Here is a 20,136-nt window from a genome sequence, read left to right as displayed (position 1 = left end):
AATCGCTGATGCTGGCCTGGGCCGGCGGGGAGCTGCGCGCGTTTGAAACCCTGTATGCGCGCCACCGCAGCCGTCTGTACAGCTTCCTGCTGCGCCAGCTGCGCGATGCCGCGCTGGCCGATGAAATGTTCCAGGACGTCTGGCAGCGGGTGATCGCCGCGCGCGCCGGCTGGCAGCCCGACGCCGCCTTCACCACGTGGCTGTTCCGGATCGCCCACAATCGGCTCAACGATCACTGGCGCGCCGCGCGGCACCGTCCGCCAGCGCCCGGCGACGCCGACGAGCGGGTGGCACGCATGAGCGATACCCGCACCCCGGAAAGCCAGCTGTCGGAGTTCGAACAACGCCGGCGCCTGCAGCTGGCGATGGAACAGCTGCCCGATGAACAGCGCGAGGTACTGCAGTTGCGGCTGGAGCAGGAACTGAGCCTGGAGGAGATCGCACAGATCACCGGCGTTGGCCGCGAAACGGTCAAATCACGGTTGCGCTATGCAATGGACAAGCTGCGCGCGGGGTTGTCCGAATGAACCGCTCGGATCCGCTGACCCCCGAAGAACGCGAACTGGCCCGCCTGCTCGGCCGTGCCGCGCCCAACGCACCGTCGGCCGCGCTGGACGAGGCGGTGTTGGCGGCCGCGCGGGCGGCCGTGCAGGCCGCACCGGTGGCCACGGCGGTTCCCTCCGGCGACGCGGACGCTGCATCACAACCGCCCAGGGCTGCCGCCCCCGTCACGCGCCGGCCGCGGTCGCGGCTGCCCGCCGCGCTGGGCCTGGCCGCGTCGGTGGTGTTCGCGGTCGGCATCGCCTGGCAGCTCAAGCCCGACGCCCCGACCCCGCCCGCGCTGGCTGAGGTCGCACCTGCGCCTGCAACCGCCGAGGATGCCGCGCAGGCACCGGCCGCCGATGCAACCGCCCCTGCCATGGCCACTGCCGAGGTGGCCGATGCGGCCACTGCGCCGGTGGCCCAGCCGCAGGCCAAGCAACGCTCGGTGGCCGCCGCGCCGCCTCCGCCACCCCACGACGTGCCGCAACCGATGGCGGCACAGCCCGCGCCCTCGGTAGTGGCTCCGCCGATGCCGCCTGCCCCGCCCGCACCCGCGGCCGCCCCGATGCAGGCCGCCGCTGCCCCGCGTGCAGACGCGTACGTGATGGACAGCGCAGAGGCGCGCCCCAACGACACCGTCACCGTGACCGGCGCGCGGGCGCGGGACGACGCGCTCACCGCCGCACCGGCACCGATGACCAACGAAGCGGCGCGCCCGATGAAAGGCGCACCCGGCGTGATGCGGCGCGCGGCATCGCCGGCCGTGGGCGGCGCGTTGTCGGCCAGCGCCGTCGATGCGGCCGTTGCGGCCGATGCCCTGCTGCCGCGCAAGCAGTGGCTCAAGCGCATCCGCGAGCGTCGCGATGCCGGCGACCGCGATACCGCGCGCGCCAGCCTGGAACGCTACCTGCAGCAGTACCCGGAAGCGCGCGTGCCACGCGACGTTCGCCAGCTGCTGGACAACTGAGGGGCACGTGACGACCCACGGTCGTCACCTACAATGGTGGCAATGCCCGATACGCTCGCCACCGTCGTCAGCCACAGCCTGGAGATCAAGCACAGCCGCTTCATCGCGCATGCCGCGCCGATCGACACGGCGGCCGCCGCGCTGGCATTCCTGCAGCAGGTGGCGATCCCCGATGCCACCCACAACTGCTGGGCCTACCGACACGGCAGCGAATACCGCTCCAGTGACGATGGCGAACCGGCCGGGACCGCCGGCCGACCGATCCTGGCCGCCATCGATGGCCAGGGCTTCGACCGGGTGATGGTGGTGGTGATCCGCTGGTACGGCGGGATCAAGCTGGGTGCCGGCGGCCTCGTCCGGGCCTACGGAGGCACGGCGGCCGAATGCCTGCGTACCGCGCCGCGCCTGCCACTGGTGGCCCTGGCCCGCTTGCACGTGCAGGCTGCATTCGAGGACCTGGGCGCATTGCATGCCGCGCTGTCCAGCCATGCGGCCGAGAAACTCGATGAATCCTTTACCCCGTCCGGGGTGGAAATGCGGGTTGAATTGCCGGCCGACCAGGCCGAGCCGTTGAAAAACCGCCTCCGCGACGCCACCCGTGATCGTATCCGCATCCAACGATGCACCGAACCAGGCCCCCTTGATGACTGACACCACCCCCGCCCCGACCCCCGCGCTGCGCCGCCTGGGCAGTCTGGGCACGCTGTGGCCGTTCGTCCGTCGCCATTCGGGGCTGTTCACTGCCTGGCTGGTCGCCCTGGCGGTGTCGTCGGCGGCCACGCTGAGCCTGCCGCCGGCGGTCAAGCTGATGATCGACCATGGCTTCAACAACAACGGCCAGATCAATCGCGCGTTCGGCCTGCTGTTCCTGGTCGCGGTGGTGATGGGGCTGGCCACCGCCGCGCGCTTCTTCTTCGTGTCGTTGCTGGGCGAAAAGGTCGTGGCCGACCTGCGCAGCCAGCTCTACACCCACCTGATCACCTTGGGCGCCGGCTTCCACGACCGCAGCCGCAGCGGCGAACTGGTGTCCCGTCTGACCGCCGACAGCGAGTTGCTGCGCAGCGTGATCGGTTCCACCATGTCGGTGGCCCTGCGCAGCAGCGTGACCGTGGTGGGCAGCCTGGTGATGTTGTTCGTCACCAGCCCGCGTCTGGCCGTGTGGTCGCTGCTGGGCATTCCCTTGGCCGTGCTGCCGGTGATCATCGGTGCACGCCGCCTGCGCAACATCGCCCGCGCCAGCCAGGACCGCGTCGCCGACGCCAACAGCCTGGCCGCCGAAACCCTGGGCGCGGTGCGTACCGTGCAGGCGCATGCACGCGAACCCTATGAACGCGGCCGCTTCAACGTCGCGCTGGCCGAATCGATCAATGCCGCGCGTCGCCGCATCGGCGCGCAGTCGATCGTCACCGCCACCGCGATCGTGCTGGTATTCGGTGCCATCGTGGGCGTGCTGTGGCTGGGCGCGCACGATGTCAACGACGGCCGCATGACGGCCGGCACGCTTGGCCAGTTCGTGTTGTACGCGATGATCGGCGGCGGCTCGGTCGGCGCGCTCGCAGAGGTCTGGAATGAGCTGCAACGCGCCTCCGGCGGCATGGGACGGATCGCCGAACTGCTGCAGGAAGACATCGAGATCACCGCACCGGCCAACCCGGTGGCGATGCCGCTGCCGCTGCGGGGCGAGATCCGCTTCGACAACGTGGTGTTCCACTACCCGCAGCGCCCGGACACCGCGGCGCTGGAAGGGTTCGACCTGCATGTGCGGCCCGGCGAGACCGTTGCCCTGGTGGGCCCGTCGGGCGCCGGCAAGAGCACGGTGCTGTCGATGCTGCTGCGTTTCCACGATCCGGCCACCGGCAGCGTCCTGGTCGATGGCGTGGATGTGCGCCAGGTCGACCCGGCGCAGCTGCGCGCGCAGATGGCGCTGGTCCCGCAACAACCCACGCTGTTTGCCGCCACCGCACTGGACAACATCCGCTACGGCCGATTGGAAGCCAGCGATGACGAGGTGCAGCGCGCCGCCGAGGCCGCCGAAGCCGACGAATTCCTGCAGGCACTGCCCGACGGTTACCTGAGCGAGCTGGGCGAGCGCGGCGCGCGCCTGTCCGGCGGCCAGCAGCAGCGCATCGCGATTGCACGGGCGCTGCTGAAGGATGCGCCGATCCTGCTGCTCGACGAGGCCACCAGCGCACTCGATGCGCAGAGCGAGCGCGCGGTGCAGCAGGCACTGGAACGGTTGATGGCGGGGCGTACCACGCTGGTCATCGCCCACCGCCTGGCCACCGTGCTCAAGGCCGACCGCATCGTGGTGATGGACCACGGCCGCATCATCGCCCAAGGCACGCACGAACAACTGCTGGCCGAGGGCGGGCTGTACGCGGAGCTGGCACGCCTGCAGTTCATCGATTGATGACGCACCGCTAACGCGGCCGGTTGCATGGTGCGCAGGTCACAGGTCGATGCCACTGCAGGAGGTGCTTCATGTCGTTTCGACAGTTTCCCGCTACCGACGCCTCGGGCGAAAGCTACGTCATCATCGAGTTCAAGCAGGACGAAGCAGCCGCCGCACCGTCGGCTGCGCCCGCGGACGCGAACGTCCGTTACGAGCTGGCCGATGGCCGCCACCTGGTCCGCGATGGCCGTCAGTTCCGCACCCGTGGCGGCGAATTGACCCTCACCACCTGAGCGCGCGGCGCGCCGGATCAGCGCGACCCAAAAAAGTTTGCGACAGGCTGGTCATTTTATGACCAGCCATCTTGACAGCCTTTGCCTGCAACGGCTGCACGCGGTTATCCACATGTTTGTGCGCAACTCATCCACACCCCCTGTGGATGAATGCGGCGTTGCAGCACGTCAGCGCGGCAGAACCCGGCCGATGCCGGTGGCATCAATTTCCACGGCGGCGCGCTGCAGCGCCTGCACATCGCTGCCGGCCACGAAGCCAACACGGAAATGCACTTCCCCGCCCGGCGTGCGCGAGGAGTGGATCGACGCCAGGCTCACCGCGTGCCGCTCGAACACGTGCAGCAGTTCGCGCAGCGAACCGGGCCGGTCTTCGGGAAGATGCACGCTGATGGCATTGCGCTCGGTCAGGTCGGCCAGCAGATAGCCCACCCGCTCGAAGGTGTAGTTGCCTTCGGCCAAGACCGTTTCGCCCTGGCTGTCACGGTTGTCCAGCAGCAGCTGCTGGCGGAACGCCGCACGCGCGGCATCATCGCCCTGCCCGACCTGCGCGCGCAGCTGCTGCAGCTGGGCCAGCAGCCGGTCCAGCATGGGCGCCACGTGCGGGTTGCCGAACTGGATGTCCTCGTAGATCGCCGGGTTCAGCGACAGGATCCGCGCGATGATCGCCGTGTCCAGTTCGAACGACGCCGAGCGGTACGGCATCAACGCGGGCAGCGCGCCCAGCAGCGGCGCGTACTCGCGTAGCACGCCGGCCTGGGCCAAGTGGGTGGCATGCACCATTGCCTGCACCAGCGCCATCACCTGGTCGTGGTGCTCGGGCGTGGCGCGCACGCATTCGGCTTCCAGCGCGTCGCACAACTGCTGCACCCACGGCTGCCACCGCGCCAGGCGCGCCTCGCAAACCACCATCACCCGGCCTTTCAGCGTGGGCGCCTTGGGCGGTGCGGTCATCGGGTGCAGGCCTACGACCTCGGCCTGCGAGGCCAGCATGGCCGCCACCGGCGCGCTTTTCACCGAGGTCACGTCCAGCCACAGACGCCCGGCCTCGCGCCCGGCCGACCGCGCGACGTAGTCGGCGATCAGCGCCGGCGTGTGCCGGATGGGCGCGGAGAAGACCAGCACATCGGCCTGCTCCAGCAGCTGGTCGGGCGTGTGCGACTGCGGGTCGGCGGGATCGTGGCCGATCACCTCCACCCCCATGCGCTGCTGCAGGAAACCGCGCAGCCAACGGCCATACGCGCCGGCACTGCCGACGATGCCCACTACCCGTGCGCTCACGCGATGCGCTCGGGCACGAAGCGCTGCGGCAGCGCCAATGCGGCCGGGGCGGCAGCCAGCACGTCGAACTCCTCGTGGCCATTGGCCAGCGTGGTTTCCAGCGCGACGTGCACGCCGGCGATGGCGCGCGAAATCGACTGTTCGAAGGATTCGCCGCGCAGCAGGAAGGCCACCAGCAGCGACATCAGCACGTCACCGGTGCCGGCCACGTCCACCGGCAGGTGCGGCGAGGACCAGCGCCAGATCGCCTCGCGGCTGACCGCCAGCGTGACCAGCTGGCCGGGCTCGCCGCCCACGCTGTGGGCCAGCACCCACTGCGGGCCACGCGCCAGCAGCGCCTGCGCGGCGGCAATGGCATCGTCTTCGGCCAGGCTGGGCATGCCGGTCAGGCGCCCCAGTTCGAAGGCGTTGGGGGTCACCAGCCATGCATGCGGCAGCAGCCGCTCGGCGAAGATGGCTTCCAAGCCGGGTTCGACGTAGGGGCCGGTGTGGGTGTCGCCAATCACCGGGTCCAGGCAGTAGCGCAGCTGCGGCGCGGTGGGCAGCACCTGGTCGAGCCAGTCGGCGAAGGCCGCACCATTGCCGACGCTGCCGAAGTAGCCGGACACCAGCATGCGGGCGCGCTGCGGCAGGCCGCGTTCGCTGGCCCCCAGCAGCAGCTCGGCGAACCAGTCGGCCGGCAGCACGCGGCCTCGCGTGGTCGGGTAGAACGGCGCGTTGCTGAGCAGCGTGGTGGGCACTTCGGCCACGCGCACGCCCAGCGCGCGCAGCGGCGGCACCGCCGCGCTGTTGCCGGCATAGCCGTACACCAGCTGCGACTGCACCGAGATGACGTCGACCGGCGACGGACCGTCCGGGCGCTGGCGGCGGCCGTGGACCAGGTGGCTTTCGAGGGATTCGTTCATGCCGCCATTTTACGCCCCGCGCCGCGCCGGTAGAGCCACCCCATGGGTGGCTGCGCTGTCCCGCCGCACCCCACGGGGTCGCTGCGCGGAGCTGGTCCACCGGTAGAGCCACCCCATGGGCGGCTGTCGACCCACCCGGCACCGCGTGCAGCCACCCATGGGGTGGCTCTACCTTGGGCCGGGCGGTGCAGCCACCCATGGGGTGGCTCTACCCCCGTCGTCGGCGCACAAAAAAGGCCCGCTGTTGCCAGCGGGCCTTGAGGTGCATCGCAGAAACGGCCTCGCTTACGAGGTCATCCGGTCCCAGAAGCCCTTCACGCCATCGATGAACGTCGCCGATTTGGGCGAGTGCTTGCGCGCTTCTTCGCCGGTGAAGGTGGTTTCAAACTGTTCCAGCAGTTTGCGCTGCTCGGTGGTCAGGTTGACCGGCGTTTCCACCACCACGCGGCAGTAAAGGTCGCCTTCGCTGCGGCTGCGCACCGAACGCACGCCCTTGCCGCGCAGGCGGAACAGCTTGCCGGTCTGGGTTTCAGCCGGAATGCGGATTTCCGCATAACCGCCCAGGGTCGCCACGCGGACGGTATCGCCCAGGGCCGCCTGCGAAATCCGGATCGGCACCTCGCAGTGCAGGTCGTCGCCGTCGCGCTGGAAGATCGCGTGCTCGCGCACCCGCACTTCCACGTACAGGTCGCCCGGCGGCGTACCGGCCGGACCGGCCTCGCCTTCGCCCGACAGGCGGATGCGGTCGCCGGTATCGACGCCCGCGGGCACCTTCACCGACAACACCTTGTCTTCCTCCACACGGCCGTTGCCGTGGCAGGTCTTGCACGGGGTCTGGATGATCTTGCCGCGCCCGTTGCAGTTGTGGCACGCCTGCTGCATGGCGAAAATGCCGCGCTGGATGCGCACCTGGCCGTGGCCATGGCACACGCTGCAGGTGTCCACCTTGCCGTCTTCGGACCCACTGCCATCGCAGTCGTCGCACTCGGCCAAGGTCGGAATCTCGATGCGGCGCTCCACGCCCATCACCGCTTCTTCCAGGTCCAGCTCCATCACGTAGCCGACATCGGCACCGCGACGGGCCTGGCGCTGACCACCGCCGGCAGCACCGCCGAAGATGTTGCCGAAGATGTCACCGAAGATGTCGCCCATGTCCGGACCACCCGGGCCACCACCGCCGCCACCCATCCCATGCTCGAACGCAGCGTGGCCGTGGGCGTCGTACATGCGGCGCTTGTTGGTGTCAGACAGGGTTTCGTAGGCTTCCTTGCACTCCTTGAAGGAGGCTTCGGCCGCCGCATCGCCCGGATTGCGATCCGGGTGGAACTTCATCGCACAGCGGCGATAGGACTTCTTCAGCTCTTCTTCGCTGGCGGTGCGGGACACGCCCAGCACTTCGTAATAGTCGCGCTTGCTCATAACTTGAATCGGTATCCGGAGGTCGGGATTCGTCAAAGCGGAAGAGCGGAACCACGTCCGCTCTTTCGTCGGGCGCCCCGACAAACCGTGTTACGGCTGCCAGGACCCAGGGAAAACGACAACGGGACGTTGCCTGCGCAACGCCCCGTGTCTGGGCCGGATCAGGACTTCTTGTCGTCCTTGACTTCGGTGAACTCGGCGTCGACCACATCGTCGTGCGCGCCGCTGTTGGCACCGGCGTCCGGGCCCGGGGCAGCACCGCCCTGATCGGCCGCGGCCGATGCAGCGAACAGCGCCTGGCCGGCTTCTTCCAGCACCTTCGACTTGGCTTCGATCTGCGCCTTGTCGTCGCCCTTCATGGCGGTTTCCAGGTCGGCCAGGGCCGACTCGACCTTGCCGATCACATCGCCACCGACCTTGCTGCCGTGCTCGGTGATCGCGGTACGGGTACCGTGGATCAGCGCGTCGGCCTGGTTGCGGGCCTGGACCAGCTCATGGAACTTCTTGTCTTCTTCGCGGTTGGCTTCGGCATCGGCGACCATGCGCGCGATCTCGTCCTCGGACAGACCCGAACCAGCCTTGATCTCGACCTTCTGTTCCTTGTTGGTCTTCTTGTCCTTGGCCGACACGTGCAGGATGCCGTTGGCGTCGATGTCGAAGGACACTTCCACCTGCGGCATGCCGCGCGGCGACGGCTCGATGCCGGACAGGTCGAACTTGGCCAGCGACTTGTTGAAGCGGGCCTGCTCGCGCTCACCCTGCAGCACGTGCACGGTCACGGCCGACTGGTTGTCCTCGGCGGTGGAGAACACCTGCGAGGCCTTGGTCGGGATGGTGGTGTTCTTTTCGATGATCTTGGTGAACACACCGCCCATGGTTTCGATGCCCAGCGACAGCGGGGTCACGTCCAGCAGCAGCACGTCCTTGACGTCGCCGCCCAGCACGCCGCCCTGGATCGCCGCACCCAATGCCACGGCTTCGTCCGGGTTGACGTCCTTGCGCGGTTCCTTGCCGAAGAACTCGGTGACCGCCTGCTGCACCTTCGGCATGCGGGTCTGGCCGCCGACCAGGATCACTTCGCTGATGTCGCTCGAACGCAGGCCGGCGTCGTTCAGCGCCACGCGGCACGGCTCGATCGACTTCTTGATCAGCTCTTCCACCAGCGCTTCCAGCTTGGCGCGGGTCAGCTTGATGTTCAGGTGCTTCGGGCCCGACGCGTCCGCGGTGACGTACGGCAGGTTCACTTCGGTCTGCTGGGCGCTGGACAGCTCGATCTTGGCGCGCTCGGCGGCGTCCTTCAGGCGCTGCAGGGCCAACGGATCCTTGCGCAGGTCGATGCCCTGGTCCTTGTTGAACTCGTCGACCAGGTATTCGATGACGCGGTTGTCGAAGTCTTCGCCGCCCAGGAAGGTGTCACCGTTGGTGGCCAGCACTTCGAACTGCTTCTCGCCGTCGACGTTGGCGATCTCGATCACCGAGACGTCGAAGGTGCCGCCGCCCAGGTCGTACACCACGATCTTGCGATCCTTGTTGTCGCCCTTGTCCAGGCCATAGGCCAGCGCCGCGGCGGTCGGCTCGTTGATGATGCGCTTGACTTCCAGGCCCGCGATGCGGCCGGCGTCCTTGGTGGCCTGGCGCTGGCTGTCGTTGAAGTAGGCCGGCACGGTGATCACGGCCTCGGTGACGGTTTCACCCAGGTACGCTTCGGCGGTCTTCTTCATCTTCTCCAGCACGCGGGCGGAGATTTCCTGCGGGGCCATCTTCTTGGCGTCGCTGGTCTGGACCCAGGCGTCGCCGTTGTCGTGGGCCAGGATGCCGTAAGGCACGTGCGCGATGTCCTTCTGGACTTCAGCGTCGGTGAACTTGCGGCCGATCAGGCGCTTGACGGCGTAGAAGGTGTTCTTCGGGTTGGTGACGGCCTGGCGCTTGGCCGAGGCGCCGACCAGCACTTCGCCGTCCTTGGTGTAGGCGACGATCGAAGGCGTGGTGCGGTCGCCTTCCGAATTCTCGATGACGCGGGCCTTGCCGCCGTCCATGATCGCCACACACGAGTTGGTGGTGCCGAGGTCGATACCAATGATCTTGCCCATGAGGGAGACTCCTGAAATGTCGGGGAACATCCGGCAGTTGCCGGGTTATGAATGGGATGTGTGGGACGCCGGGAGGACTTTCAAGCCACCCACCAAACACAGTGTCCGATGGCGGCCCAACGTGTTCAGCGTCCGTAGAGCCGGGCTCTGCCCGGCTGGCTGATGCCCGGCTGGCTGACGACCGGATCAGTCGCGGGCCACGACCACCAGGGCCGGGCGCAGCAGGCGATCGTTGAGCAGGTAGCCCTTCTGGAACACCTGGACCACGCTGCCGGGCGCCGCGCCGGGCGCGTCGACCTGGCTGATGGCCTGGTGGTGGTCCGGGTTGAAGGCCTGGCCGGTCGGGTCGAGCAGGGTCAGGCCATTGTCGGCGGCGACCTTGAGCAGTTGCTTGTAGGTCAGCTCCAGGCCTTCGCGCAGCGGGCTGGGCTCGGCACCGGCGCTGTTGAGGCCGGCGTCCAGGCTGTCGAACACCGGCAGCAGTTCGCCCAGCAGCTTTTCGTTGGCGAAGCGGCGCGCCTGTTCGACGTCGCGGGCCACGCGCTTGCGCTGGTTGTCCAGGTCGGCGCGCTCGCGCAGCGACTCGGCGCGCAGCAGGGCCACTTCATTGTGCAGGCTGTCCAGCTGCTGCTGCAGGGACGGCTCGGCAGCCGGTTCACCGGCGGGATTCTGGGATGCGATATCAGGCTGATCTTGGTTCATTTCCGGATCCTTGGCGGTGACTCTCCGCCTCCACCCACCCCTATGTGGGCGCGGGGTCCCGTTTCAAGAGTCCAGCGACGGGTTTTATGTGCGATCGCGGGACAATCCGCCGCCGGCCGGGTCGGCCAGCGCGGCGCCCAGCACCTGGGCGGTGGCCTCCACCAGCGGAATCATGCGGTCATAGGCCATGCGCTTGGGCCCGATCACCCCCAGCACGCCCAGCACCTGGCCACCGGCCGAATACGGCGCGGTCACCAGCGACACCCCTTCCAACGGCATCACCCCGGTCTCCTCGCCAATGAAGATGCGTACCCCCGGGGCCTGGATGGTGCGCTCGAGCAGCTGCAGGATCTCGCGCTTGCTGGCGAACACCTCGAACAGCTCGCGCAGCCGCTCCAGGTCGGACAGGTCCTGCACGCCCATCAGCCGGGTCGCGCCGGCCAGCACCATGTCGTCGGCCGGCGGCACCAGCGCCTGTTCGGCCAGCTCGATGCCGTGGGCCAGCAGCTGCTCCATTTCCGACTGCGCGTCGCGCAGCTCCAGCAGCAGGCGCTGGCGGATCTCCGACAAGGGCCGCCCGGCGCAGTTGGCATTGAGATAGTTGGCCACCTGCTCCAGCTCGCCGGGGCCGAAGCTGCGGCGGGGTTCGATCACCCGGTTCTGCACTTCGTTGTCGGCAAACACCAGGATGGCCAGCACCCGGCGCGCGTCCAGCGCCACGAAATCGATATGCCGGAAGGCGAACTGTTCACGCCGCGGCGCGCTGACCACGCCAACGAAGTGGCTCATCGCCGACAGCAGCTCCGAGGCACTGCCCAGCAGGGCCTGGGTGCCGCTGCCACTGGCCAGTTCGGTGCGCAGCCGGCTCAGCTCGCCCTCGCCGGGCGGCTGCATCTTGACCAGGCTGTCCACGAACACCCGGTAGCCGTGCGCGGTAGGCACCCGCCCGGCCGAGGTATGCGGCGAACTGAGCAGGCCCAGGTCTTCCAGGTCCCCCAGGATGTTGCGGATGGTGGCCGGGCTGACATCCAGCCCGGCCAGCCGCGCCAGTGTCTGCGAGCCCACCGGCTCGCCGTCCTGGATGTGGCGGGCGATCAGCGTCCGCAGCAGGTGGCGGGCGCGGGGCGCAAGATGTGACGCAGTGGGGTGCATGGAATCAGCCTGTGAGACGCCATCCTAGATAATGGCTCCGGGGACCGAAGGCAAGTTATTGGAGCTGTCCCCGCCCCATGCTAGCGTTGCGCGGCTCAAGAACAGACAACCATGCTCAAACATCTATCGATCAAGGATTTTGCCGTCGTCCGTGCTACCGAACTCGAATTCGGGCCGGGCATGACCGTGGTGTCCGGCGAAACCGGCGCCGGCAAGTCGCTGATGGTCGACGCCCTCGGCTTCCTGTCCGGGCTGCGCGCCGACAGCGGCGTGGTCCGCCACGGCGCCGCCCGCGCGGAACTGTCGGCCGAATTCGCCCCCGGCGAGGACGCCCCGGCGCGGCGCTGGCTGCGCGAGAACGAACTGGACGACGAGGACCAGTGCCAGCTGCGCCGGATCATCCGCGCCGATGGCGGCTCCCGCGCCTGGATCAACGGGCGCCCGGTCACCCTCACCCAGTTGACCGAACTGGCCTCGACCCTGGTCGAAATCCACGGCCAGCACGAACAGCAGGCCCTGCTGGCGCGGCCCTCGCAGCTGGCCCTGCTGGACGCGTTCGCGCGCAACGACGCCGAGCGCAGCCAGGTCCGCCAGGCCGCCGCACGCTGGCAGGCGCTGGTGGACGAAGCCGAAGCCTTGTCGCGCCAGGGCGATGTCAGCGACCGCATCGGCTACCTGGAACACCAGCTGGGCGAACTGCAGCGCGAAGACCTGGAGCCGGCCTCGATCGCCCAATTGGGCAGCAGCCATCGCCGCCAGGCCCACGCCAGCGCCCTGATCGCCGCCTGCGATGTCGCCGTGGCCCGCCTCAATGGCGACGAGGACACCTCGGCGCTGCAACTGCTGCAGCAGACCCGCCACGAACTGGCCCGCGTGGCCGAACACGACCCGCGCCTGGGCGAGGTGGACGCCCTGCTCGACAGCGCCGCCATCCAGCTGGACGAGGCCCTGGCGCTGCTGGACCGGGTGCATGACGACCTGGATGCCGACCCCGAGCAGTTCGAGGACATCGAACGCCGGCTTGGCCGCCTGCACGACCTGGCGCGCAAGCACCGGGTGCCGATGGAGACGCTGGGCGAACACCGCGACGCGATGGAAGCCGAAGTGGAGCAGTTGCGCGGCGCCGACACCCGCCTGCAGGCGCTGGCCGGCCAGATCGAGCGCGCCGCCGGCCAGTGGCAGACCGTGGCCGAGACGCTCAGCGCCAGCCGGCGCAAGGCCGCCACGGCGCTGTCGGACACCACCACCACCCTGATCGGCGAGCTCGGCATGGGCGGTGGCCAGTTCCTGATCGAGATCGAACCGCAGGCGGTGGCCAAGCCCGACCCGAACGGCGCCGAGCGCGTGGAGTTCCTGGTGGCGGCCAATGCCGGGCAACCGCCGCGTGCGCTGCGCAAGGTTGCCTCGGGCGGTGAACTGTCACGTATTTCGCTGGCCATCGAGGTGGCGGCGCTGGGCCTGGACGCGGTGCCGACCATGGTCTTCGACGAAGTGGATTCGGGCATCGGCGGCGCGGTGGCCGACATCGTCGGGCACAAGCTGCGCGCCCTGGGCGAGAAGCGTCAGGTGCTGTGCGTCACCCACCTGCCGCAGGTCGCCTCCAAGGGCCACGCCCATTACCGGGTCAGCAAGGCGCCGGTGGACGGCATGACCCAGAGCGCGGTGGAAAAGCTGGACCCCAAGGCCCGCGAGGAAGAACTGGCGCGGATGCTGGGCGGCGTGGAAGTCAGCAAGGAAGCCCGCGCGGCGGCGCGCAAGCTGCTGCAGGTGTGAGGCCGGGTACCGACCAACGGTCGGTACCTACCCGTGGCGGCACCTCGCCCGGTAGTGCCGGCCGCTGGCCGGCTCCTCGCGGACCCACTGCACCTCGCCCGGCAACCCCGGCCGCTGGCCGGCTCCTCGCGGACCCACTGCACCTCGCCCGGCAACCCCGGCCGCTGGCCGGCTCCCCCGATGCCGGACCCGCGCGATGCATCCACCCGCACGCCGTTCACCCCAACGGCTTGGCCAGGTCCACCTGGGCCATCAGGTAATCCAGCAGCGCACGCACCCGCAGCGGCAGGTACCCGCCCTGCCCCTGAAACACCGCGTGCACCTCTTCCAGATCGCCCGGATTGGCCTGCTCCAGCACCGGCAGCAGGCGCCCGGCCGCAACATCAGCCTGCACCTGGAACGCCGCCAGCCGCGCCAGTCCCACGCCCCCCAGCACCAGCCGGCGCAACGCCTCGCCATCGCTGGCACGCGCACTGCCGCCGGTCTGCACCACCTGCCGCTCGCCGTCGACCACCAGCGGCCAGCCGGACTGCGCGCGCGGGTGGGCGATATCCAGCCGGTTGTGCGCCTGCAGGGCGTCGGCGCTCTGCGGCATCCCATGCCGCGCCAGGTAGGCGGGCGCCGCCACGATCATCATCCGCGTCGCGCCCAGCCGCCGCGCCACCAGGCTGGAGCTCTTCAATGGCCCGGCCCGCACCGCCACGTCGGTGCGCTGCTCGAGCAGGTCGATGACCTCGTCGGTCAGCACCACGTCCACGCCCACCTGCGGATGCGCGGCCAGGAAGCCGGGTAACAGCGGCAACAGAAAGTGGTGCCCGAATGGCACGTTGGCATTGACCCGCAGGCGCCCGCGCGGCTCGGCATGGGCACTGGCGCAGCGCTCGGCCTCGTCCAGGTCGGCCAGCACGCGCAGCCCGCGCTCGTAAAACGCACAGCCCTCGGGGGTCAACTGCAGCTGCCGGGTGGAGCGCTGCAGCAACCGCGTGCCCAACCGCTGTTCCAGCCGGGACACCAGCTTGCTGACCGCCGAGGGACTCAGCTCCAGCGAGCGCGCGGCGGCCGAAAAGCCGCCGGTTTCGATGACCCGGACGAACACTTCCAGTTCGCCCGAACGGTTGATGTCGGTGCCTGCCATGGGGTGAATCCAATTCACAGATGATTGTCCGTGCGCAGTCTAGTTCACAGATGCAGCGAAGATCACGATGGCCGTCCCCTCCAACGGATCGCCCGATGAACGCCCTCACCCGCTTCACCGCCCTGGCCCTGCTCGCCGCATCGACCTCGGCGTCGGCCCAGCCGCCTGCCACCTGGGTGGCCAGCTGGCAGGCCAGCCCACAACCGGTATGGGACGCGTCGTTCCTGTTTCCCACCTTGGTCCCAGCCGCCCTGGAAGGGCAGACCTTCCGCCAGACCGCCCGCCTCAGCCTGGGCGGGGACCAGCTGCGGGTACGCCTGAGCAACGCGTATGGCACCGCGCCACTGCAGATCGGCGCGGCCAGCGTGGCCGGCGCTGACGGCCAGGCACCGCTTCCGCTGACCTTCGACGGGCGGGCCGGCACGCAGATCGCACCCGGCAAGGCGCGCCTGAGCGACCCCGTGGCGCTACCCACCCGCGACCGGCAGGCCGTGCAGGTCAGCGTCTACGTTCCCGCGCACACCCCGCTGCACACCTTCCATTGGGACGGCCGGCAAACCGCGTCGATCGGGGCCGGCGACCAGACCCTGGCGCCGCGGATGGATACGGCGTCCACCACCACTGCCCGCCTGTTCGTGACCGGAATCGAGGTGCAGGCCGCCGCCGGCGCCCGCAGCGTCGTGGTGATAGGCGACTCCATCACCGATGGCGCCACCGCCAGCCTGGACCGCGACCAGCGCTGGACCGACCACCTGGCCGAACGACTGGCCCCACGCGGCGTGGCGGTGGTCAACGCGGGCATTTCCGGCGGACGCCTGCTGCGCGATGGCATGGGCGAATCGGCGCTTGAGCGCTTCCAGCGCGACGTGCTCGACCAGCCCGGCGTCGCCAGCGTGATCGTGCTGATCGGCATCAACGACATCAGCTGGCCCGGCACCGCCTTTGCCCCGAACCAGGCCCGGCCCACGCTGGGCGAACTGCAGGCAGGCTATCGTGCGTTGGCCACGCGCGCCCACGCACGGGGCCTGCGCATCCTCGGCGCCACCCTGCCCCCGTTCGCCGGCGCCCTGCCCGGCACGCCGCTGGACGACTACTACGCCGCGGACAAGGACGCACTGCGCCGCCAGCTCAACGCGTGGCTGCGCACCGACAGCCCGTTCGACGCGGTGATCGACCTCGACGCGGCGCTGCGTGATCCGGCCGATCCCTCACGGATGGCGGCTGCTTACGACTCCGGCGACCACCTGCATCCGGGCGATGCGGGCAACCGGGCGATGGCCGAGGCGGTGGATCTGGAACCGATTCTGATGCGCCCGTGATATCCAGCGAGCGCCGCAGGGCGTCTCAATCCGGTCGTCCCTCTGGCATTCGTGCCCGCCTGTACCAACGGCCTCGACTGTCGATCCGCTCGCTGACGCGTACCCGAACGTCCTGCAGCGAGGCGCGGTTGGGCGCGCTGTACAGAGATGGGTCGTGCGCGCCTTTGCCATCGTCCTCCCAGGTGCAGACAGGGCAGATGTCATATTCACCCCGCTGGGAGAGGGTCAGGAACCCGCAGCAGGGGCAGGCCTCCAGCGGCGGCTCATTGCCGACCACGGCCACCGGTCGCCCCATACAGGCGGCCAAATGCGTCTCAAGGGCCTCGTTTGAGACCCCCAGAAGGACCACCTCGACGAAATGCCGCAGCAGGAACGCCTGCGCCGCCTCGTCGAACACACTGCCGTAGGGCAAGGGCTGGCCAGACGTCTCATCCAGATAGTCCGCAGACAGATGGTCCTCCAGCTCGGCTGTCGACAGCTGTGACAGGCGATCCACCGCCAACACGGCCAATGCAGCCGACCTTCCAACGCTACGCATTCCCGCTTCCCCGCATTCCGCACAATCCCTCAGAGTCGCGCCATCCGAAGACGCCGTCGAGGCCGATGGCGACGGCGACGGATAACGAAAAACCCCGGGCATGCCCGGGGTCTCGTCACACTCGGCTGTTCAAGGGGCTTACTTGCGCTTCTTGCGCACGTACAGCACCAGCGAGTGCTCTTCCAGCTCGTAACCGTGGTCCGCCGCGATCTTGCGCTGCAGCTCCTCGATCTCGTGGCTTTCAAATTCAATGATCTTGCCGCTGTCCACGTCCACCATATGGTCGTGGTGGCCGCCGCGGTCCAGTTCGTAGACGGCCTGGCCGCCCTCGAAGTTGTGCTTCAGCACCAGGCCGGCGGCCTCGAACTGGGTCAGCACCCGGTACACCGTGGCCAGGCCGATCTCGTCACCGTGCTCCAGGAGCTGGCGGTAGATGTCTTCGGCGGTCATGTGGTGCTGATGATTCTGGGCATTGCGCTGCTCAAGCAACGCCAGGATCCGCATCCGTGGATGGGTCACCTTCAGGCCGACTTTGCGCAGGTCGTGGGTTTCCATAGTTCTCCGTTCATTGGCGATTTAGCGCCAGCTGCCTCGGATTGGGTCGCGGCGACGCGTCGTGAGTGTATCATCGACTGGATTTCCCCAAACGCCATTCCCGATGCGCAATCTCCTGCTGGTCGCCGCCGTTGCCCTGTCCACCACGGGCTGCGGCATCATCTATAAGCAACCCATCTATCAGGGCAACCTGATCCGGGAGCAGGCCGTCGGTCAGCTGCAGGTGGGCCAGAGCAAGCAGCAGGTCAACGCTCTGCTCGGCACCCCCTCGATCCCGGACCCGTTCCACGCCCAGCGCTGGGACTACACCGCCAGCGAGCGGGTCAACCGCCTCGGCCAGACCGAAGTGAAGAACTTCACGGTCTACTTCGAGAATGACCAGGTCACCCGGTGGGACGGCGAGTACTTCCCCAACCAGGATGCCGAGCTTGCCAAGTCCAGCGTGCGCCAGTTCGGCCGCAACCTGGCCAAGGACAAGAAGAAGCAGCGCGGCCGCTGAGCCAGCCTGACCCGGCTTCAGCTGCTGGCGCGGGCGCGCCGGCGGCGGTTGTCCTTGGGATCGGCCAGCAGCGGACGCAACAGCTCGACCCGGTCTCCCTCGCGGAGCAGCTGGGTCGGGCGGGCCAGCACCCCGTGCACGGCCACCGCCGGGCACAGCGCACTGCCCTCCAGCGCAGCGGCCGCGATGGCCTCGCCAACCGTGGCCGTGGCGGGCAACTGCAGCTGCCGCGACACCACCCGGTCTGGCCAGGCCAGCACCACCTCCACCGCAATCACGGCTCAGTCCTGCGCATCGGCGACGCTGACGAAGTCATTGACCATGCGGTCCGCCAATCCCTGGAAGCCCAGCGCCAGCGCCGGCCCCAGCAGGCGCGAGGTGGGTTCGAACTCCAGGGTCAGGCTGACCTTGCAGGCATCCTCGGCCAGCGCATGGAATTCCCAGCGCCCGTGCAGGCGCTTGAACGGCCCGTCGCGCAGCTGCATATCAATGCTGCTCGGGCGCTGCAGGGTGTTTTCGGTCATGAACCAGGTCGAGAACGCGCCCAACCCCAGGTCCAGGCGCGCCACCAGGCGGTCCGGTCCGGATTCCAGGATCTGCGCAGCCGAACACCAGCGGAAGCGGCGCGGATAGGCATCGATATCATTGACCAGGTCAAACATGCGGGCAGCCGAATGTTCGACCAGGGCACTACGGCGGATAGTTGGCATTTCGATTACTGATTGCTGATGAATCGACCGGGGAGGCCCGAATCGGAGACAATACGGACATGAGCAAGAACAGCGGCAAGGATAAAGCAAAGAGCGCGACGGCCAACAAAACCATCGCGCTCAACAAGCGTGCCCGCCACGAGTACCACATCGAAGATCGCTTCGAGGCCGGCCTGGCCCTGCAGGGCTGGGAGGTCAAGTCGATCCGCGCCGGGCGCGGCAACATCGTCGATGCATACGCCTACGTGCGTGATGGCGAGATCTTCCTGATCGGGGCACAGATCACCCCGTTGATCCAGGCCTCCACCCACGTGGTGGCCAACGACCGCCGCGAGCGCAAGCTGCTCCTGCATCGCAGCGAGATCGACAAGCTGATCGGCCGGGTCCAGCGCGACGGGTACACGATCGTCCCGACGGCCATGTACTGGAGCAAGAACAAGATCAAGCTCGAGGTCGCCCTGGCCAAGGGCAAGCAGACCCACGACAAGCGCGACGCCGAAAAGGACCGCGACTGGGCCCGCGAGAAGTCGCGGACCATGCGCCGCCACAACCGCGACGCGTGACCGCCCCTGCCCCGCCACCCCGTATCGAACCGGCCACGGCCGACGACGCGGCGGCGGTGTTGGCCGGGCTGCGTGCGTTCAACCACGCCGCCTGTGGCACGGCACTGGACGACCAGCCCCTGCATCGGGTGATCCGCGACGCGGATGGTGTGCCCTGTGCCGGCCTGGTGGCCGATGTCTACGGCGGCTGGCTGATGGTGCACGCCCTGTGGGTGGACGCCAGCCAGCGCGGCCGTCGGCTGGGCCAGACCCTGCTCGCCGATGCCGAGCAGCAGGCGCGGGCGATGGGCGCCCATTCGGCCATGCTCGATACGTTTTCCTGGCAGGCCGAGGGCTTCTACCTCAAGCAGGGCTATGAGGTCTTCGGGCGGCTGGAGGACTTCCCACCCGGGCATCACCGAAGCTACCTGCGCAAGCGGCTGGCCAGCGCCTGAGCGCACACGGCCGGGCCACGCGCACGGCATTTTCCCGCAGCGCACCCACAAGTGTCAGAATCCCCGCTTATTACCCAGGCTGGAGCGTTGCGTGACACAGGAAATCCCCCAGGAAACCACCGCGAGCGCGGACCCGATCGCTGAAATCAAGGCCGATATCGCCGCCTATGAGTCGATCTTCGCCGAGCTGACCCGCGCGATGGACCCGGCCGCCCTGCTCAAGGTGCTGACCTACCTGGTGCGCAATGCCAAGCGCGACGCGTCCGAGAACCAGACCTTCGATACCCTCGAGCACCGCCGCCTGGTGGCACGCGTGGACGCGCTGATGGCGCAGGTCCAGCCGGAAGCCCGCAAGCAGGCCATTTCCCAGCGCAACGAGCAGAACCACCAGCGCAAGCTGAAGGCCAAGCACCAGGCCGACAGCAAGCGCCAGCGCGAAGGCAAGCGCTGAACCACCGCGGCACGCAGACAGAACAGGAACGGACGCCTGCCGGCACCTCATGGAAAAGAGTTACTTCGCCACATTGCTGGCACTGATCGTGCACCAGATCGACGCCGCCTACTGGCATGAGTGGGACCTGTTCCACCTGCCGGGCGGCGTGCAGGGCTACCTGCTGTTCAACCTGCTGGCCCTGCCGGTGCTGCTGCTTGGCTATCGGCACGTCGTACTGGGCAGCCCGCAGGCGCGGACGTACGCGCGGATCTGCGCGGCGCTCGGGATCGCCACCTTCCTTATCCACGCCGGCTTCGCCGCCGCCGGCGAGCGCAGTTTCCACCTTCCCCTGTCCATCGCGATCATCGCGGCCTGCCTGCTGGCCGGCCTATGGCTCGGGTGGCGCAGCCGGCGCACCGCGTCGGCCTGAGCCAGT

At 68.6% G+C, this 20,136-nt stretch carries 23 protein-coding genes; 12 read left to right on the top strand and 11 right to left on the bottom strand.

Annotated elements, in window-relative coordinates:
* Positions 1-8 precede the first annotated feature (8 nt).
* The 5 genes from ACZ0AE_RS08040 (at position 9) to ACZ0AE_RS08020 (ending at position 4,195) form a co-directional block, all read left to right on the top strand.
* A complete protein-coding gene (locus tag ACZ0AE_RS08040; RefSeq protein WP_244880244.1) occupies positions 9-527 on the top strand; it encodes an RNA polymerase sigma factor in 519 nt (172 codons plus the stop codon).
* Positions 524-1,510, top strand: coding sequence for a hypothetical protein (locus tag ACZ0AE_RS08035; protein WP_463600775.1), 987 nt, complete (start codon positions 524-526; stop codon positions 1,508-1,510). Before ACZ0AE_RS08040 ends, ACZ0AE_RS08035 begins: the two co-directional genes overlap by 4 nt.
* Positions 1,511-1,552: 42 nt before the next feature.
* Positions 1,553-2,161, top strand: coding sequence for an IMPACT family protein (locus ACZ0AE_RS08030; protein ID WP_463600774.1), 609 nt, complete (start codon positions 1,553-1,555; stop codon positions 2,159-2,161).
* On the top strand, positions 2,154-3,920 hold the full coding sequence (locus ACZ0AE_RS08025; protein ID WP_463600773.1) for an ABC transporter transmembrane domain-containing protein: 1,767 nt from the start codon (positions 2,154-2,156) through the stop codon (positions 3,918-3,920). Before ACZ0AE_RS08030 ends, ACZ0AE_RS08025 begins: the two co-directional genes overlap by 8 nt.
* Positions 3,921-3,991: 71 nt before the next feature.
* Complete coding sequence (locus ACZ0AE_RS08020; protein WP_463600772.1) at positions 3,992-4,195, top strand: hypothetical protein; 204 nt, start codon at positions 3,992-3,994, stop codon at positions 4,193-4,195.
* Between the two features lie 168 nt (positions 4,196-4,363).
* Here the strand turns inward: ACZ0AE_RS08020 and ACZ0AE_RS08015 are convergent, their stop codons facing one another.
* The 6 genes from ACZ0AE_RS08015 to hrcA form a co-directional block, all read right to left on the bottom strand.
* Positions 4,364-5,473: a prephenate dehydrogenase gene (locus ACZ0AE_RS08015; RefSeq protein ID WP_463600771.1), complete on the bottom strand. Its 1,110-nt coding sequence runs from the start codon at positions 5,471-5,473 to the stop codon at positions 4,364-4,366.
* Positions 5,470-6,378, bottom strand: coding sequence for a pyridoxal kinase (pdxY, locus tag ACZ0AE_RS08010; RefSeq protein WP_463600770.1), 909 nt, complete (start codon positions 6,376-6,378; stop codon positions 5,470-5,472). The genes ACZ0AE_RS08015 and pdxY overlap by 4 nt, the downstream gene beginning before the upstream one ends.
* 285 nt (positions 6,379-6,663) lie before the next feature.
* Complete coding sequence (dnaJ, locus tag ACZ0AE_RS08005) at positions 6,664-7,797, bottom strand: molecular chaperone DnaJ (protein ID WP_038688919.1); 1,134 nt, start codon at positions 7,795-7,797, stop codon at positions 6,664-6,666.
* Positions 7,798-7,958: 161 nt separating this feature from the next.
* Positions 7,959-9,887 carry a molecular chaperone DnaK gene (dnaK, locus tag ACZ0AE_RS08000; protein WP_463600769.1) on the bottom strand — a complete coding sequence of 643 codons (1,929 nt, stop codon included), beginning with the start codon at positions 9,885-9,887 and terminating at the stop codon, positions 7,959-7,961.
* Between the two features lie 186 nt (positions 9,888-10,073).
* Complete coding sequence (grpE, locus tag ACZ0AE_RS07995; protein WP_038688923.1) at positions 10,074-10,589, bottom strand: nucleotide exchange factor GrpE; 516 nt, start codon at positions 10,587-10,589, stop codon at positions 10,074-10,076.
* 84 nt (positions 10,590-10,673) lie between these two features.
* Positions 10,674-11,741: a heat-inducible transcriptional repressor HrcA gene (hrcA, locus tag ACZ0AE_RS07990; protein WP_038688925.1), complete on the bottom strand. Its 1,068-nt coding sequence runs from the start codon at positions 11,739-11,741 to the stop codon at positions 10,674-10,676.
* 111 nt (positions 11,742-11,852) lie between these two features.
* Between hrcA and recN the strand changes: the two genes are divergently transcribed.
* Complete coding sequence (recN, locus tag ACZ0AE_RS07985) at positions 11,853-13,514, top strand: DNA repair protein RecN (RefSeq protein ID WP_463600768.1); 1,662 nt, start codon at positions 11,853-11,855, stop codon at positions 13,512-13,514.
* A gap of 217 nt (positions 13,515-13,731) precedes the next feature.
* Here the strand turns inward: recN and ACZ0AE_RS07980 are convergent, their stop codons facing one another.
* Positions 13,732-14,649 (bottom strand): LysR family transcriptional regulator, encoded by a 918-nt coding sequence (locus tag ACZ0AE_RS07980; protein ID WP_463600767.1) that lies wholly within the window; start codon positions 14,647-14,649, stop codon positions 13,732-13,734.
* 95 nt (positions 14,650-14,744) lie between these two features.
* On the opposite strand from ACZ0AE_RS07980, the gene ACZ0AE_RS07975 reads away from it, so the two are divergent.
* Entirely contained in the window at positions 14,745-15,968 is a 1,224-nt protein-coding gene (locus ACZ0AE_RS07975) for an SGNH/GDSL hydrolase family protein (RefSeq protein ID WP_463600766.1), read from the top strand.
* Between the two features lie 25 nt (positions 15,969-15,993).
* Here ACZ0AE_RS07975 and ACZ0AE_RS07970 read toward each other — a convergent pair whose 3' ends face one another.
* Positions 15,994-16,473, bottom strand: a complete 480-nt coding sequence (locus ACZ0AE_RS07970; protein ID WP_463602076.1) for a CPCC family cysteine-rich protein — start codon at positions 16,471-16,473, stop codon at positions 15,994-15,996.
* A gap of 171 nt (positions 16,474-16,644) precedes the next feature.
* Positions 16,645-17,061: a ferric iron uptake transcriptional regulator gene (fur, locus tag ACZ0AE_RS07965; RefSeq protein WP_038688936.1), complete on the bottom strand. Its 417-nt coding sequence runs from the start codon at positions 17,059-17,061 to the stop codon at positions 16,645-16,647.
* A gap of 103 nt (positions 17,062-17,164) precedes the next feature.
* On the opposite strand from fur, the gene ACZ0AE_RS07960 reads away from it, so the two are divergent.
* A complete protein-coding gene (locus tag ACZ0AE_RS07960; protein WP_038688937.1) occupies positions 17,165-17,560 on the top strand; it encodes an outer membrane protein assembly factor BamE in 396 nt (131 codons plus the stop codon).
* A 17-nt stretch (positions 17,561-17,577) separates the two neighbouring features.
* On the opposite strand, the gene ACZ0AE_RS07955 is transcribed toward ACZ0AE_RS07960, so the two are convergent.
* The gene (locus ACZ0AE_RS07955) at positions 17,578-17,838 is read right to left on the bottom strand and encodes an RnfH family protein (RefSeq protein ID WP_038688939.1); all 261 of its coding nucleotides are present in this window, start codon (positions 17,836-17,838) and stop codon (positions 17,578-17,580) included.
* Positions 17,839-17,841: 3 nt separating this feature from the next.
* Positions 17,842-18,270: a type II toxin-antitoxin system RatA family toxin gene (locus ACZ0AE_RS07950; protein WP_128096163.1), complete on the bottom strand. Its 429-nt coding sequence runs from the start codon at positions 18,268-18,270 to the stop codon at positions 17,842-17,844.
* Positions 18,271-18,329: 59 nt separating this feature from the next.
* On the opposite strand from ACZ0AE_RS07950, the gene smpB reads away from it, so the two are divergent.
* From smpB to ACZ0AE_RS07930, 4 genes are all read left to right on the top strand, one after another.
* Positions 18,330-18,833 carry an SsrA-binding protein SmpB gene (smpB, locus tag ACZ0AE_RS07945; RefSeq protein ID WP_038688943.1) on the top strand — a complete coding sequence of 168 codons (504 nt, stop codon included), beginning with the start codon at positions 18,330-18,332 and terminating at the stop codon, positions 18,831-18,833.
* Positions 18,830-19,267 (top strand): GNAT family N-acetyltransferase, encoded by a 438-nt coding sequence (locus ACZ0AE_RS07940; protein WP_463600765.1) that lies wholly within the window; start codon positions 18,830-18,832, stop codon positions 19,265-19,267. The genes smpB and ACZ0AE_RS07940 overlap by 4 nt, the downstream gene beginning before the upstream one ends.
* 91 nt (positions 19,268-19,358) lie before the next feature.
* The gene (locus tag ACZ0AE_RS07935) at positions 19,359-19,718 is read left to right on the top strand and encodes a hypothetical protein (RefSeq protein WP_038688945.1); all 360 of its coding nucleotides are present in this window, start codon (positions 19,359-19,361) and stop codon (positions 19,716-19,718) included.
* Between the two features lie 49 nt (positions 19,719-19,767).
* Complete coding sequence (locus ACZ0AE_RS07930) at positions 19,768-20,130, top strand: DUF6713 family protein (RefSeq protein WP_463600764.1); 363 nt, start codon at positions 19,768-19,770, stop codon at positions 20,128-20,130.
* Positions 20,131-20,136: the final 6 nt, after the last annotated feature.

Source organism: Stenotrophomonas sp. AC248 (genome assembly GCF_979258185.1).
The sequence above is the reverse complement of the archived record's forward strand: the minus strand, read 5'-3'. Positions and strand labels throughout refer to the sequence as shown.

Excerpts from the sequence above, each read along its gene's own strand:
- recN (WP_463600768.1), top strand. The coding sequence starts at position 11,853 with ATGCTCAAACATCTATCGATCAAGGATTTTGCCGTCGTCCGTGCTACC.
- ACZ0AE_RS07975 (WP_463600766.1), top strand. The coding sequence starts at position 14,745 with ATGAACGCCCTCACCCGCTTCACCGCCCTGGCCCTGCTCGCCGCATCG.
- dnaK (WP_463600769.1), bottom strand. The coding sequence starts at position 9,887 with ATGGGCAAGATCATTGGTATCGACCTCGGCACCACCAACTCGTGTGTG.
- ACZ0AE_RS08035 (WP_463600775.1), top strand. The coding sequence starts at position 524 with ATGAACCGCTCGGATCCGCTGACCCCCGAAGAACGCGAACTGGCCCGC.
- ACZ0AE_RS07930 (WP_463600764.1), top strand. The coding sequence starts at position 19,768 with ATGGAAAAGAGTTACTTCGCCACATTGCTGGCACTGATCGTGCACCAG.
- ACZ0AE_RS07960 (WP_038688937.1), top strand. The coding sequence starts at position 17,165 with ATGCGCAATCTCCTGCTGGTCGCCGCCGTTGCCCTGTCCACCACGGGC.
- pdxY (WP_463600770.1), bottom strand. The coding sequence starts at position 6,378 with ATGAACGAATCCCTCGAAAGCCACCTGGTCCACGGCCGCCGCCAGCGC.
- grpE (WP_038688923.1), bottom strand. The coding sequence starts at position 10,589 with ATGAACCAAGATCAGCCTGATATCGCATCCCAGAATCCCGCCGGTGAA.
- fur (WP_038688936.1), bottom strand. The coding sequence starts at position 17,061 with ATGGAAACCCACGACCTGCGCAAAGTCGGCCTGAAGGTGACCCATCCA.
- hrcA (WP_038688925.1), bottom strand. The coding sequence starts at position 11,741 with ATGCACCCCACTGCGTCACATCTTGCGCCCCGCGCCCGCCACCTGCTG.
- dnaJ (WP_038688919.1), bottom strand. The coding sequence starts at position 7,797 with ATGAGCAAGCGCGACTATTACGAAGTGCTGGGCGTGTCCCGCACCGCC.
- ACZ0AE_RS08040 (WP_244880244.1), top strand. The coding sequence starts at position 9 with ATGCTGGCCTGGGCCGGCGGGGAGCTGCGCGCGTTTGAAACCCTGTAT.
- ACZ0AE_RS08025 (WP_463600773.1), top strand. The coding sequence starts at position 2,154 with ATGACTGACACCACCCCCGCCCCGACCCCCGCGCTGCGCCGCCTGGGC.
- ACZ0AE_RS07950 (WP_128096163.1), bottom strand. The coding sequence starts at position 18,270 with ATGCCAACTATCCGCCGTAGTGCCCTGGTCGAACATTCGGCTGCCCGC.
- smpB (WP_038688943.1), top strand. The coding sequence starts at position 18,330 with ATGAGCAAGAACAGCGGCAAGGATAAAGCAAAGAGCGCGACGGCCAAC.
- ACZ0AE_RS08030 (WP_463600774.1), top strand. The coding sequence starts at position 1,553 with ATGCCCGATACGCTCGCCACCGTCGTCAGCCACAGCCTGGAGATCAAG.
- ACZ0AE_RS07980 (WP_463600767.1), bottom strand. The coding sequence starts at position 14,649 with ATGGCAGGCACCGACATCAACCGTTCGGGCGAACTGGAAGTGTTCGTC.
- ACZ0AE_RS08020 (WP_463600772.1), top strand. The coding sequence starts at position 3,992 with ATGTCGTTTCGACAGTTTCCCGCTACCGACGCCTCGGGCGAAAGCTAC.